The organism is Nonomuraea spiralis (assembly GCF_014648435.1).
In the GTDB taxonomy this organism is placed as follows: domain Bacteria; phylum Actinomycetota; class Actinomycetes; order Streptosporangiales; family Streptosporangiaceae; genus Nonomuraea; species Nonomuraea spiralis.
Window position 1 is genome coordinate 384,597 of sequence record NZ_BMRC01000008.1, and the last position, 13,610, is coordinate 398,206.

14 protein-coding genes are annotated in these 13,610 nt (G+C 70.6%); 10 read left to right on the plus strand and 4 right to left on the minus strand.

Annotated elements, in window-relative coordinates:
• The first annotated feature begins 7 nt into the window (after window positions 1-7).
• The 7 genes from IEZ27_RS22360 to IEZ27_RS22390 all read left to right on the plus strand — a co-directional run bounded on the left by IEZ27_RS22360 (window position 8) and on the right by IEZ27_RS22390 (window position 7,405).
• Window positions 8-898, plus strand: a complete 891-nt coding sequence (locus IEZ27_RS22360) for a serine/threonine-protein kinase (RefSeq protein ID WP_189648988.1) — start codon at window positions 8-10, stop codon at window positions 896-898.
• A gap of 180 nt (window positions 899-1,078) precedes the next feature.
• Window positions 1,079-2,371, plus strand: a complete 1,293-nt coding sequence (locus IEZ27_RS22365; RefSeq protein ID WP_189648989.1) for an ABC transporter substrate-binding protein — start codon at window positions 1,079-1,081, stop codon at window positions 2,369-2,371.
• A complete protein-coding gene (locus IEZ27_RS22370) occupies window positions 2,368-3,327 on the plus strand; it encodes a carbohydrate ABC transporter permease (protein ID WP_189648990.1) in 960 nt (319 codons plus the stop codon). The genes IEZ27_RS22365 and IEZ27_RS22370 overlap by 4 nt, the downstream gene beginning before the upstream one ends.
• Complete coding sequence (locus IEZ27_RS22375; protein WP_125631817.1) at window positions 3,324-4,127, plus strand: carbohydrate ABC transporter permease; 804 nt, start codon at window positions 3,324-3,326, stop codon at window positions 4,125-4,127. Before IEZ27_RS22370 ends, IEZ27_RS22375 begins: the two co-directional genes overlap by 4 nt.
• Window positions 4,124-5,494 (plus strand): GH1 family beta-glucosidase, encoded by a 1,371-nt coding sequence (locus IEZ27_RS22380; protein WP_189648991.1) that lies wholly within the window; start codon window positions 4,124-4,126, stop codon window positions 5,492-5,494. The genes IEZ27_RS22375 and IEZ27_RS22380 overlap by 4 nt, the downstream gene beginning before the upstream one ends.
• A 32-nt stretch (window positions 5,495-5,526) precedes the next feature.
• Window positions 5,527-6,522: a LacI family DNA-binding transcriptional regulator gene (locus IEZ27_RS22385; protein WP_125631821.1), complete on the plus strand. Its 996-nt coding sequence runs from the start codon at window positions 5,527-5,529 to the stop codon at window positions 6,520-6,522.
• On the plus strand, window positions 6,509-7,405 hold the full coding sequence (locus IEZ27_RS22390) for an aminoglycoside phosphotransferase family protein (protein WP_189648992.1): 897 nt from the start codon (window positions 6,509-6,511) through the stop codon (window positions 7,403-7,405). The genes IEZ27_RS22385 and IEZ27_RS22390 overlap by 14 nt, the downstream gene beginning before the upstream one ends.
• A gap of 28 nt (window positions 7,406-7,433) precedes the next feature.
• On the opposite strand, the gene IEZ27_RS22395 is transcribed toward IEZ27_RS22390, so the two are convergent.
• Window positions 7,434-8,195, minus strand: coding sequence for an SDR family oxidoreductase (locus tag IEZ27_RS22395; protein ID WP_189648993.1), 762 nt, complete (start codon window positions 8,193-8,195; stop codon window positions 7,434-7,436).
• On the opposite strand from IEZ27_RS22395, the gene IEZ27_RS22400 reads away from it, so the two are divergent.
• Entirely contained in the window at window positions 8,180-9,052 is an 873-nt protein-coding gene (locus IEZ27_RS22400) for a LysR family transcriptional regulator (protein ID WP_268246076.1), read from the plus strand. The genes IEZ27_RS22395 and IEZ27_RS22400 overlap by 16 nt on opposite strands.
• A 16-nt stretch (window positions 9,053-9,068) precedes the next feature.
• Here the strand turns inward: IEZ27_RS22400 and IEZ27_RS22405 are convergent, their stop codons facing one another.
• From IEZ27_RS22405 to IEZ27_RS22415, 3 genes are all read right to left on the minus strand, one after another.
• Window positions 9,069-9,704 carry a tetratricopeptide repeat protein gene (locus IEZ27_RS22405; protein WP_189648994.1) on the minus strand — a complete coding sequence of 212 codons (636 nt, stop codon included), beginning with the start codon at window positions 9,702-9,704 and terminating at the stop codon, window positions 9,069-9,071.
• A 59-nt stretch (window positions 9,705-9,763) separates the two neighbouring features.
• Window positions 9,764-10,753, minus strand: coding sequence for a LacI family DNA-binding transcriptional regulator (locus IEZ27_RS22410; protein WP_125631829.1), 990 nt, complete (start codon window positions 10,751-10,753; stop codon window positions 9,764-9,766).
• 190 nt (window positions 10,754-10,943) lie between these two features.
• Window positions 10,944-11,816: a sugar kinase gene (locus IEZ27_RS22415; protein WP_189648995.1), complete on the minus strand. Its 873-nt coding sequence runs from the start codon at window positions 11,814-11,816 to the stop codon at window positions 10,944-10,946.
• A 190-nt stretch (window positions 11,817-12,006) separates the two neighbouring features.
• On the opposite strand from IEZ27_RS22415, the gene IEZ27_RS22420 reads away from it, so the two are divergent.
• Window positions 12,007-12,744: a hypothetical protein gene (locus tag IEZ27_RS22420; protein WP_125631833.1), complete on the plus strand. Its 738-nt coding sequence runs from the start codon at window positions 12,007-12,009 to the stop codon at window positions 12,742-12,744.
• A 170-nt stretch (window positions 12,745-12,914) separates the two neighbouring features.
• The gene (locus IEZ27_RS22425; RefSeq protein WP_189648996.1) at window positions 12,915-13,598 is read left to right on the plus strand and encodes a DUF4344 domain-containing metallopeptidase; all 684 of its coding nucleotides are present in this window, start codon (window positions 12,915-12,917) and stop codon (window positions 13,596-13,598) included.
• Window positions 13,599-13,610: the final 12 nt, after the last annotated feature.

Sequence of the window (13,610 nt, forward strand, 5' to 3'; positions counted from 1 at the left end):
GGGGCGAATGGTCATCGGCGACCGCTATGAGCTCGACGACCTCCCTCTCGGTCAGGGCGGCATGGGAGCGGTCTACGCGGGCCACGACCGCCACCTCGACCGCAGGGTCGCGGTGAAGCTGCTCAGGCTGCCGAGCGGGCCCGATCACGAGCTGGAGCGCCGGTTCATCCGGGAGGCGCGCATCCTGGCCAGGCTGGAGCACCCGGGAGCGCCCGTGCTCTACGACTTCGGCACCCACGAGCAGCGGCTCTACCAGGTGATGCAGTTCATCGAGGGCGTCACCGTGGCCGACGTGGTCAGCGAGCACGGCCCGCTGCCGGTGCCCTGGGCGGCGGCCATCGCGGCGCAGGCGTGCGCGGTGTTGTCGGCGGCCCACGCCCTGGCGATCTGCCACCGCGACCTCAAGCCGACCAACCTCATGCTCTGTCCCGACGGCAGCGTCAAGGTGCTCGACTTCGGGCTCGCGCTGCTCAGGGACGCCGACGTCACCACGTTCACGAGGATCGGCCAGATCCTGGGCACTCCGGCGTACATGGCTCCCGAGCAGATCCAGCACGGTGTGGCCGAGCCGCGCAGCGACCTGTACTCGCTCGGCTGCGTCCTGCACGAGATGCTGACCGGGCGGCAGCTCTTCACCGGGCCGACCGACTACGTGGTCTTCGAGCAGCAGGTCAAGGAGCGCCCGCCGGCGATTCCCGGCCTTCCCGTCAAGCTGGGCGCGCTGCTGGCCGAGCTGCTGGAGAAGCAGCCCGAGAACCGGCCCGCCGACGCCAACGAACTGTACGAGCGGCTCGCCCCCTTCGCCGTCGGGCTGCCGATGTTGCCCGGCTTCCTCGCCGAGGCCCCGAGCCCCGGCCGCATGTACGCCCGCATGGTCGGCCGCGTGCTCAGCCGCTGACCGGCCACGCCCGCCCACGCCCGGCCGACCCCACCGTAGCGCACCGCCGCCGGTCCTGAACGCGCTCTCTCGCATAACGCCGATCGTTACTTAACCTCCGTTGACAGAGCCATGCGAGGGCCGCGAATCTGACGAGAGAGCGCTCTCTCACATCCCCCCGTTCTACCCAGGAGGGTTTCCATGACCCCTCGTATCCGGCGGCTCGCCCTGCCCGTGCTCACCGCGTCCCTGCTCGCGCTGGCGACGGCCTGCGGCGGCGGCGGAAGCCCGACCACGGAGGCGAGCGCCAAGCCCGGCGAGAAGATCAAGCTGACCATCGGCCTCTTCGGCGACTTCGGCTTCAAACCGCTCTACGAGGAATACAAGAAGACCCACCCGAACATCGAGATCGCCGAGGCCGTCACCCAGTTCAACGACCACCACAACAACCTGGTCAAGCGCCTGGCCACGAACGCCGGCGCGGCCGACGTCGAGGCGGTCGAGGTGGGCTACATCAGCACGTTCACCTCGCAGGCCGGCAAGTTCGTCGACCTCAAGCAGTACGGGCTCGACAAGCGCCAGGGCGACTACCTCGACTGGAAGTGGCAGCAGGGCCTGAGCAAGGACGGCCAGCAGGTGCTGGGCCTCGGCACCGACGTCGGCGGCCTGGCCATGTGCTACCGCAAGGACCTGTTCAAGAAGGCCGGGCTGCCGGACGACCGGACCGAGGTCGCCGCGCTCTGGCCGACCTGGGAGCAGTACATCGAGACCGGCAAGAAGTTCACCGCCGCGGACGTCGCCGGGGCCAAGTTCGTCGACTCCCCCGGCGAGATCTTCCGGGCCATGGTCAACCAGGCCCCCACCGGCCTGTACGACGCCCAGGACGCCATCATCGTGGCCTCCAACCCCGACGTGAAGAAGGCGTGGGACCTGTCCAACCAGCTCACGCAGGAGGGCCTGACCGCCAAGCTGGCCGCCTTCTCCCCGCCGTGGAACACCGGCTTCGCCAAGGGCTCGTTCGCCACGATCATCTGCCCGGCCTGGATGACCGGGTTCATCCAGGAGCAGGCCAAGGACGCCTCCGGCAAGTGGGACATCGCGACCGTACCGGGCGGTTCGGGCAACAGCGGCGGCTCGCACCTGATGGTGCCCAAGCAGAGCAAGCACCCGAAGGAGGCGGCCGAGCTGATCGACTTCCTGACCTCCAAGGAGAACCAGGCCAAGGTCTTCAAGGAGGAGGGCACGTTCCCGTCGATCCCGTCGCTGTACGACGACCCCTCGATCCAGAACTTCACCAAGCCGTTCTTCGGCGACGCCCCGATCGGCAAGATCTACTCCGAGGCGGCCAAGGCGCTCAAGCCGCAGCACCTCGGCCCCAAGGAGGCCGACGTACGGGTCGTGATCGGTGACGGGCTCGGCCGGGTCGAGCAGGGCAAGCAGACGCCCGACCAGGCATGGGCACAGGTTCTCCAGGACGTCCAGAAGATCAAATGAGTACGCTCCCGCTGTCGGTGCCGGCCCGGCGCCGGCGGCGTAGTGTGCGGCACACCCTCGACGTGAGGGTGTCGCCGTACGCCTACGTCGCCCCCTTCTTCCTGCTGTTCTGCGCCTTCGGGCTGTTCCCGCTCATCTACACGGCCTGGGTCAGCCTGCACGACTGGACCCTGCTGTCGGAGGAGCACACGTTCGTCGGCGCGAAGAACTTCCGCACGCTGCTGGCCGACGGGTACTTCTGGAACGCCACGTTCAACACGCTGTCCATCGGCGTGCTGTCCACCGTGCCGCAGCTCCTGCTGGCCATCTGGCTGGCCCACCTGCTGAACCGGCGGCTGCGTTTCCAGACCCTGCTGCGCGTCTCGATGCTGCTGCCGAACGTCACCAGCGTGGTGGCCGTGGTGGTGATCTTCAGCCAGCTCTTCGGCCGCGACTTCGGGCTGATCAACTGGGTGCTGTCGTGGTTCGGCATCGGGAACATCGACTGGGCTGCCGGCACCGCGACCTCGCACGTCGCGCTCTCCGTGATGATCATGTGGCGCTGGACCGGCTACAACGCGCTCATCTTCCTGGCCGCCATGCAGGCCGTACCGCGCGACCTGTACGAGGCCGCCACCCTCGACGGCGCGAGCAACCTCACCCAGCTGCGCCGGATCACCATCCCGATGATCCGGCCGACGATCATCTTCGTCGTCATCGTCTCCACGATCGGCGCGATGCAGATCATCGCCGAGCCCCTGCTGTTCGGCCAGAGCAGCGGCGCGGGCGGCGGCGTCGCCAGCGGCGGCCCCGACCGGCAGTTCCAGACGCTGGCGCTGTTCGTCTACGAGCAGGGCTTCACCAAGTTCGACTTCGGGTACGCCTCGGCGGCGTCCTGGCTGATGTTCCTGGTCGTGGTCGTCGCCGCCGGGGTCAACTTCCTGATCAGCCGGCGGGTGAAGGGCGGCACGTTGTGAGGCTGCGCTACCTGACCCTGATCGCGGTCGCCTTCTTCTCCGCCTTCCCGCTCTACTACAGCGTCGTGGTGGCCTCGCGGCACAACTCGGCGCTGGCCGAGGTCCCGCCGCCGCTGCTGCCCGGCGGGAACTTCGTCGCCAACGTCTCCCGCGTGTTCGACACCGTGCCCTTCGGGCTGGCGCTGCTGAACTCGGTCATCGTGGCGGGCTCGATCGCGGTCGCGGTGATGTTCTTCTCGACGCTGGCCGGGTTCGCCTTCGCCAAGCTGAGGTTCCGGGGCAGGAACGCCATGCTGGTGGTCACCGTGGCGACCATGATGGTCCCGGCCCAGCTCGGCATCATCCCGCTCTACCTGCTCATGGTGAAGCTGGAGTGGACCGGCACGGACTACGCGCTCATCGTGCCGGCGCTGGTCAACGCGTTCGGCGTGTTCTTCATGACCCAGTACCTGACGCGGGCGCTGCCGGACGAGCTGCTGGAGGCCGGGCGGGTGGACGGGTGCACGACGTGGGGGCTGTTCTGGCACGTCGTGCTGCCCGCCGCGCGGCCGGCGGCGGCCGTGCTCGGCATGCTGACGTTCATGTCGGCCTGGAACGACTACTTCTGGCCGCTGGTCGTGCTGAACCCGGACAACCCGACCGTCCAGGTGGCCCTGTCCACGTTGGCCAGCGGGTACGTCAACGACTACGTACTGGGCCTGGCGGGCACGGCGGTCGGCGTGCTACCGCTCGTGGCGGTCTTCGTCCTGTTCGGCAGGCAAATCATCGGTGGAATCATGCAAGGAGCTGTTAAGGGATGATGTTTCCCGAGGAATTCGTCTGGGGAGCCGCCACGGCCTCGTACCAGATCGAGGGGGCGGTCAAGGAGGACGGGCGCGGCCCGTCGATCTGGGACACCTTCTCCCACACCCCCGGGAACGTGGCCGGCGGCGACACCGGTGACGTGGCCTGCGACCACTACCACCGCTACAAGGACGACGTCGGGCTGATGCGCGAGCTGCGGCTCGGCGCCTACCGGTTCTCGGTGGCCTGGCCGCGCGTCCAGCCGGACGGTACGGGACCGATCAACGCCCGCGGCCTGGCCTTCTACGACAAGCTCGTAGATGAACTACTAGCCGCCGAAATTTCGCCGTATGCCACGCTCTATCACTGGGACCTCCCCCAAGCCCTCGAAGACCGCGGCGGCTGGACGGACCGCGACACGGCCTACCGCTTCGCCGATTACGCCCAGGCCGTGCACGACCGGCTCGGTGACCGGGTCGGCGACTGGGCCACGCTCAACGAGCCCTGGGTGTCGGCCTTCCTCGGCTACGGCAACGGCGTGCACGCGCCGGGCCGCCGCGATCCCGGCGCGGCCATGCGCTCGGCCCACCACCTGCTGCTCGGCCACGGCCTGGCGGCGCGCGGGCTGCGGGCGGCCGGGGCGCGCAGCATCATGCTCGTGGTCAACTCCGCGCCGGTGCTCACACCGGCCCAGGTCAACGACCCCTCGGCGGTCGCCGGCGAGGCGGACGCCGCCGCCGCCGAACGCATCCATGCCCTGCTGACCAGGCAGTTCCTCGACCCCGCGCTGTACGGCAGGTACCCGGAGGAGGTCCTGGCGGCTGCGGCGCGCAACGGCGGTACCGAGCACATCCAGGACGGCGACCTGGAGCTGATCAACGCGCCGATCGACCTGGTCGGGGTCAACTACTACAACCCGTGCGTGGTCGAGTCCGGCCCCGGGCTGCCGGCCGACGCCGCCTGGCCGGGCTCGGAGGGGGTGCGCTTCGCGACGGCGGACGCGCCGGTCACCGCGATGGGCTGGCCGATCGTGCCCGACGGCCTGTCCCGGCTGCTCGTGCGGCTTTCGAAGGACTATCCGCAGGTCGGGCTCATGGTCACCGAGAACGGCGCGGCCTTCGACGACCTGGTCGAGGACGGGCGGGTGCACGACGAGCGGCGGGTGGCGTACCTGGACGGGCATCTGCGCGAGGTGCACCGGGCCGTCGAGGCGGGCGCCGACCTGCGCGGCTACCTGGTCTGGTCGTTGCTCGACAACTTCGAGTGGGCGGAGGGCTACCGGCGCAGGTTCGGCATCGTGCACGTGGACTACGCGACGCAGACCCGGGTGCCCAAGGACAGCGCCCTGTGGTACCGGGACGTGATCAGCAGGAACGGCCTGTAGATTTTTTCCGTGCTCTCCCTCTTGGTGCAGTCATGAGACGCCCGACGCTGGAGGCGGTCGCCGCCCGCGCGGGCGTCTCGCGCGCGACCGCCTCCAGGGTCGTCAACAACCAGACGACCGTCGCGCCGCACATCCGCGACGCCGTGCAGCGCGCGATCGACGAGCTGGGCTACGTGCCCAACTCGGCGGCGCGCAGCCTCGTCACCCAGCGCACCGACTCGATCGCCCTGGTCGTCAGCGAGCCGGGCACCCGGGTCTTCTCCGAGGACCCGATGTTCTCCACGGCGATCAGGTCGGCCAGCTACGAGCTGGAGGCGGTGAACAAGCAGGTCGTGCTGATGCTGGCCTCCTCGCCCAAGAGCCACGCGCGGGTGGAGCGGTACATCTCGGGCGGCCACGTCGACGGCGTCATGCTGATCTCGATGCACGGCGCCGACCCGCTGCCGACCGCGCTGTCACGCCTGCGCGTCCCCGTGGTCTCGTACGGGCGTCCGGCGGTGCCGGTCGACATCCCGTACGTCGACAACGACAACGTGGGCGGGGCCGAGGCCGGCGTACGTCACCTGGTCGGGTCGGGGCGGCGCAGGATCGCCACGATCGCCGGCCCGCAGGACATGATCGCCGGCCAGGACCGTCTGACCGGCTACCGCAACGTGCTGCGCGACTCCGACCGCCGTTCGATCGTGGCCGTGGGTGACTTCACGCGGGAGTCGGGCGCGGTCGCGATGCGCCAGCTTCTCGGCGACGACCCCGCGCTCGACGCGGTGTTCGTGGCCAACGACCTGATGGCGGTCGGCGCGCTCCAGGCGCTGCGCCAGGCGGGGCGGCGGGTGCCCGACGACGTGGCGGTGGTGGGGTTCGACGACATCGAGGCGGCCAAGTACACCGAGCCGCCGCTGACCACGCTGAGGCACCCGATCGCCGAGCAGGCGGCGGCCATGGTCCGGCTGCTGCTCGGCCTGTTCGAGGGCGGCTCGCGGGAGCCGGTGATCCTGCCCACGGAGCTGGTGGTCCGTGAGTCGGCCTGACCCCGCCGGGCCCCCGCGCGCGATCCCCGCGGACGAGGCCGTCGCCGCCGCCGTCGCGGTGGCCGAGGAGCACGGCGTCGCGGTGCGCGAGCCCGTGGTGCTGACCGACTCCTACAACCTCCGGATCCACCTGCGGCCGGCTCCGGTCGTGGCGCGGGTGCCCACGGTCACCGCCCTCGCCCGGCTCCGGCCCGCCGAGGCGATGCGGCGGGAGCTGGCGGTCGTGTCGTACCTGCACGGGCGGGGGGTGCCGGTCGTGCCGCCGAGCGACCTGCTGCCCGCGCGGGTGCACGAGCGCGGCGGGACGCCGGTGTCCTACTGGCGGTACGTCGAGCACGACGGGGCGCGGGCTGTCACGCCCGAGGTGTTCGGGCGGGCGCTGCGCGACCTGCACGAGGCGTTGCGTGGTTACCCGGGCGTGTTGCCGCGGCTCGGGCCCGTTCTCGACGAGCCCGAGCACCTGCTCGGACTGCTCGCGGGCGAGTTGGAGCCGGACGTGCTGGCCCGGCTGGCCGAGGCCCGCGCCGGACTGGCGGCCCGGCTGCCGGACGGCGGGCAGGCCGTGCACGGCGACGCCCATCCGGGCAACCTGCTGGCCACCCCCGGCGGATGGTTGTGGAACGACTTCGAGGAGACCATGTCCGCGCCCGTGGGCTGGGACCTGGCCTGCCTGCTGCGGACCGTACGCCTCGACGGGCGCGCGGCCGTGCGCGCCTACGGCGCCGACCCCGGCGATCCGGGTCTGGCGGTGTTCACCGAGGCGCGCGCCCTTCAGGGGGTGTTGTGGACGCTGGTCAGGACGCTGCGCTTCCCCGAGGAGCGGCCCGAGGCCCGCGCCGCCCTCGACGTGTGGCTGCGCGACCCCAGCGGCCGCACCCGCTGACCGCCCTCCCCTGTTTCCGGGTCGACTCTCAGACGGGGACCACGCCGCCCGCCGGGCCGAGGAAGTAGCCGCCGGTGGCGTCGAGCACGTGGCCGGTGATCCAGCCGGCCTCAGGGCGGGCCAGCAGCGCCACGGCGCCGGCGATGTCGTCCGGCCGGCCGATGCGGCCGAGCGCGGTGACCTCGGTGACGCTCCGCTCGGCCGCGCCGTCGTGGTCCTCGCGCAGCCAGGCGTTCATGTCGGTCTCGGTGACGCCCGGGGAGACGGTGTTCACGGTGATGCCGCGCGGGCCGAGGATCGGGGCCAGGGTGAAGCCGAGCGTGTCGAGCGCGCCCTTGGTCATCGAGTAGACGACGTCGGGCAGCGCGATGCGGACGACCGCCGAGGACACGTTGATGATCCGGCCGCCGTCGTTCAGCAGCGGCAGCGCGCGCTCGATGATGAAGTACGGCGCCCGTACGTTCACCGCGAACACCCGGTCGAACTGCTCGGGCGTGACCGAGTTCAGCACCCCGCCCAGGATGGCCGCGTTGTTCACCACGATGTCCAGCCGGTCGTCCCGCAGGCCGTCGAACAGGGCGTCCACGCCGTCCTCGAACGCGGCCTTGACCGCGTACGCCTGCCCGCCGGCGTTCTCGATCTCGGCGACCGTCTCCTTGGCCAGGTCGTCGTTGCTGGCGTAATGGACGATCACGCGGGCGCCGCCGGCGGCCAGACGGCGGGCCACGGCCCGGCCGATGCCACGCGAAGCCCCTGTGACCAGCGCGGTCTTGCCTGCGAACTCACTCATTCCGGACTCCATTCTCGGTAGAGCTCCATCGTGCGGCGGGGACCTCGCGGGCGGCCACCGAGCGGCTGTTCATCTCCCAGCCCTCGCTGAGCAGGCAGATCAGGCAGCTTGAGCTGTCCATGCGGGCCAAGCTGTTCGACCGTGACCGGCGGACCGTGGCGCTGACCCCGGCGGGGGCCGCTCTGCTGCCGCTGGCCCGGCAGATCATCGAGCAGTGGGAGGGCGCGCGGCGGGCGGTGGCCTCGGCGCGCGAGGAGCGCACGCTGACCGTGGGGTTCCAGACGCGGATCGGGCGGGGGCTGGTGCCGTCCATCGCGGAGGCGCTGCCGGGGTGGGACCTGCGCTTCCGCCAGGTCGCCTGGGGTGACCCGACGGTCGGGCTGGGCGACGGGCAGGTGGACGTGGCCGTCGCCTGGCTGCCCGTACCGGACGACGGCGCGTACGACTGGACGGTGGTGAGCACCGAGGAGCGGTGGGTGGCGCTGCCGGCCGGGCACCGGCTGGCCGGGCGGGCGGAGGTCGGGATGGACGAGCTGGCCGCCGAGCCGTTCGTCGCGCTGCCGCCCACGGCCGGGCCGATGCGGGACTTCTGGCTGGCCGCCGGGCAGCGCACCGGGCCTGCGGTGGTGGGGGCCGAGGCCGAGACGGCGGAGGAGGCGTTCGAGGTGGTCGCGTCCGGGCGGGCCGTCGTGCTGGTCTCGGCCGGGAACGCCGAGCTCTACCGGCGCGAGGACGTGGTGACGCGGCCGGTGACCGGGCTGCCGCCGAGCAGCCTGGCCATCGTGTGGCGCCGCGACGACCGCCGCGCGGCGGTCCGCGCGCTGGTCCGCGAGGTCGTCCGCTGCCTGTGCGCGTGAGGTGCGGCGGGCCCGATCAGGTGGGGATGGTGGCGCGGGCCTCCTCGACATGGGCGGCGATACGGGTGGCGCCGCAGGAGTCGGCCAGGGCTCGGGCCTCGTCGGCGAGCGCCCGTGCCTCGTCGTGGCGCCCCTGGGCGGTGGCGATACGGATCAGCCCGACCTGGTTGGAGGCGACCCCGGCCGGAAGCCCGAACTCCCGCCGCAGCCGGGACGACTCCGTCAGCTTCTCGCGTGCCTCGTCGAGCCGGCCGGTCCGGTGGGCCGCGATGCCCTGGTGCCTGAGCACCTCCGCGAGCGTGGCCTGGTCCCCCGCCTGCGCGGCCAGTTCCGCCGCACGTTCGAAGAGGGGCAGAGCGGTGTCGAGGTCGCCGTTCACGAGCTGGTGGTAACAGCCCTCCCAGAACGACGACTCGCCCTCTCCGCGCCGGTCGCCGAGCTCCCTGAACAGCCGGGTGGCCCGTTCGAACAGCGGCAGCTCGCGCGGGTCCGCCTCCTCGCCCGTCAGGAACCGCAGGTGCAGGATCCGGCCTCTGGCCAGGGACAGCTCGGCCTCCACCGCGTCCAGCTCGCGGTCGGCCGTGGACGGCACCGTGTCATCGCCGGCGTAGATGGCGCACTCATAGAGCTCTCTGGCCCGTTCGATCCACATTTTTCCCAATTTACGGGACGCAGTCGGCGGCGCGCGGGCGTACGAGGGAGGCGGACCCGTCAGTCGCGGGCCCGTGCCGTCGAGGCCCTGACCACCAGCTCCGGCTCGAACAGCAGCTCGTCGGCGGGCACGACCGCCTTGTCGATCTGGGCCACCAGCAGGTCGACCGCGGCCCGGCCCATCGCGTCGATCGGCTGGCGGACGGTGGTCAGCGGCGGATCGGTGCAGTTCATCAGCGCCGAGTCGTCGAATCCGATGACCGAGACGTCGCCCGGCACGGTCAGGCCCGCCCGCCTGGCCGCCCTGACCGTGCCGAGCGCGAGCAGGTCGCTGGCGCAGATCACGCCGGTCACCCCCTGCTTGACCAGCCGGGCCGCGGCGGCGTGGCCGCCTTCGAGCGAGAACATCGTGTGCTCGACGAGCCCCGGGTCGCCCCCACCGGCCTGGAACGTCTCCAGCTTGCGCCTGGAGGGCATGTGGTCCTTCGGGCCGAGCACCATGCCGACGCGTTCGTGACCGAGGGCGCGCAGGTGGGACAGGGCCATCTCGGCGGCCACCACGTCGTCGCAGGAGACCTGCGGGAAGTCCAGCCGCTCGACGGCGGCGTTGACCAGGACGGTCGGCAGCTTGCGCTCGTGCAGCAGCTCGTAGTGGTCATGCGAGGCGTCGGCCTGGGCGTAGAGGCCGCCGGCGAAGACCACGCCGCTGACCTGCTGCTGGAGCAGCAGATCGACGTAGTCGGCCTCGGAGACGCCGCCGACGGTCCTGGTGCACAACACGGAGGTGAAGCCCTGCTGGGCCAGGGCGCCGCCGACGACCTCCGCGAAGGCGGGGAAGATCGGGTTCTGCAACTCGGGGAGCACCAGGCCGACCAGGCGGGCGCGGTCGCCGCGCAACTGGGTGGGACGTTCGTAGCCGAGCACGTCGAGCGCGGTCAGCACGGCCTCTCGCGTGGCGTCGGAGACACCCGGCTTGCCGTTGAGCACGCGACTGACCGTCGCCTCGCTCACCCCGACCTTCTTCGCCACCTCTGCGAGTCGTCGCGTCATGCGCAAACTATACGACCTTCAGCGCAAGTGTTTGCGATCACTTACGTAGCCCCACCTGGCACTCCAACCCCGCCCGAGTACGGCCTTCAGCACCGTTTTCCCGCGCCCACCGGGAAAAGTAAGGGCTGCCTCACGACAATCGCCAGTCAAATGTTTGCGCAATCACGTCAAACGGTTGCAGAGTTCTGCGTCACAGCTCCGTCCTCGTCGGCAAACCCTGCCAGTCGCTCACGCTCGTCATCGCCGCCGCGCTCAGCAGCGCGCCCCGGTGCAACCGCTCCTGCGGGGTCAGCCCGTCGAGCGCGGCGCTGATGTAACCGGCCGCGAACGCCTCGCCCGAGCCCGCCATGTCCACGACGGGCACCTGAGGGGCGGTCACGTCGTAACGCATGCGGTCGGCGCGTACGCTGGCGCCCTTCACCCCCCGATTGACCACGACCTCGCGCTCGGGGGTGAGCGCGGGCTTGACCAGGTCGAGCTCGTCCTGGGCGAGGAAGAGCAGGTGGGCCTCGCAGGCCAGCTCGCCGAGCACCTCTTCGGCCTCGCGGACCGACGGCCACAACTCGGGCACGTAGTCCACCGAGAAGGAGATCATGATCCCGGCCGTCCTGGCCGCGCCGACGGCGGTGTGGACGGCGTCGAGCGCGTCCGGGCCCAGGGCCGCCGTGACGCCGGTCACGTACAACATCTTCGCCGCGGCCACCCGGTCGACCGGCACGTTGCCCGGCGTCAGCCGCGACCCGGCCGAGCGGGTGCGGTACTGGGCCGTCACCGGCTCACGGCCGACGCGCACCTCCCTGAGCAACATCCCGGTACGCGCCCCCTCGACCACGCGTACGTCCCCGACGTCCACGCCCTCGCCCTTGAGCACGGTCAGCGCCCTGGCGCCCAGCTCGTCGTCCCCGACCCGGCCGGCGTACGCGCATCGGTGCCCGAGCCTGGACAGGGCGACGACCAGGGTGAGCTCGGGGCCGCAGACGTCGAGTCTGGCCTCGTTCTCGTGGCGCACCCGGCCGCTGGAGACAACTCCGAGTGGCTCACCGAGCGTGTAGACGTCCGTCATGGGCCAGACTGTAGTTGGTCACGTGTGGGGCGATTGATTTTTTCGCATAACACCTGGTTAAGACCGTGATCAAATATTTTCTGTAACTTTAGCGAACCTTTCTCCCAATCCGTGGCTCAAAGTAGTAGAGGAAGCCGGCGCGCCCCGGTGCCGGCTTCGAGTCGATACGGGGAGAGGAATCAGCACCCTCATGAGAAAGATCGCAGTAGGAATCATCACCGCCTTCGTGGGCGGGGCCATGTTGGTCTCCGGCGCGGGCGCCGCCTCCGCCACCGCGACCAAGCACGCGACCGAGCTCAAGATCCGCGACATCACGCCCAACCCCGTCGTGGTCAAGGCCGGCAGCGAGACCACCGCGTACTTCGACATCGGCGCCAGCTCCGACGTCGAGAAGGTCACCCTGAGCGTCGCCCCGCAGGGCGAGTTCCGCACCTTCCGCGCCAAGGACGTCAAGGACCTTGAAGGCTGGCGCTTCGCCGTTCCGTTCAACGAGAACGACTTCGCCGGCAAGTGGAAGGCCACCGCCGTGGCCTTCGACAAGGACAACAAGCAGGTCGCCACCGACTCGGCGTTCTTCAGCGTCGAGGTCCAGAAGGGCAAGGCGGACACCCGCGTCTCGCGCTTCACGGCCGACCCGTACAAGGTCCGCCAGGGCCGCTCGATCTACTTCTCCGGTCGCCTTCAGGTCGACGACGAAGGCTGGGAGGGCCTGCGCGGCGAGAAGGTCAACGTCTACTACCGCGCCAACGGCTCCAGCGGCTGGAAGTGGGTCGCCTCCACCAAGACCAAGTGGGGCGGCAAGTTCTCCACCAAGACCCGCGCCTGGAAGAGCGGCACGTTCAAGGCCGTCTACGAGGGCAACGACGAGCTCAACGGCTCCGAGAGCCGTCAGGACTACGTCAAGGTCTACCGCTCCTGGCACCGTTGATCAATAAAGATCGACACTGATTGATCATTTCGGAGGCCCGGTCCCCCTGGTGGGGGGCCGGGCCTTCGCCATTCCCCGGCTCCTTTACCTTTACGCAGGTTTATCGATCAGTTGATCGCCGCATGGACAGTCCCATTTGCAAGCGCGTGTCGATCGACAGGAGCCCCCACATGCCGAACCCCCTGATCGCCCTCGTCCTGAGCCTGACGAGCACATTGGGGACGGCGCCCTCGGTGCGGTACGAGCCCGCCGGCACGGCCCGCGACCAGCACGCCAGGAAGCTGCTGAAGGACAGCGGCGTGCTGCGGACCCGCCTCGACGGGGTCGAGGTCGTGGCACGGGGCTGCGACTCCCCCCGCGCCACCTGGAACGACGGCAAACGGCGGATCACGATCTGCTACTCGCTGGTCACCAAGATCAACCGTACGATCACGGGCATCTCCGAGACCGAGGAGGCCGACAGCCGTACCACCGCCGCCCGCGTCGACGGCGCCCTGGCCGCGCTCTACCACCACCAGCTCGGCCACGCCCTGGCCGCCCTCAACGGCCTGCCGGGCGACGACGAGCAGGCCGACCGGTTCGCCGCGCTGACGCTGACCGCGCGCGACAGCCGTCACGTCGTGGCCGCCGCCGAGGCCCGCCACCTGCTGGCCGCGCACACCGACGCGGACCACCTGTCCGGGACCGCCGCGTCCGCCACGTTCGCCTGCCTTCTGTACGGCGCCGACCCGGCCAAGTACGCCCGCATCGCCAAGGGCGGCTGGGTTCCGGCCGAACGCGCCCCCTCCTGCCGGGCGGAGTACGACCGGGCCAGGTCGGATCTGGGATCCCTCGCCGTGAAAGTCGGAGCCTAGGGGGTACGTGCG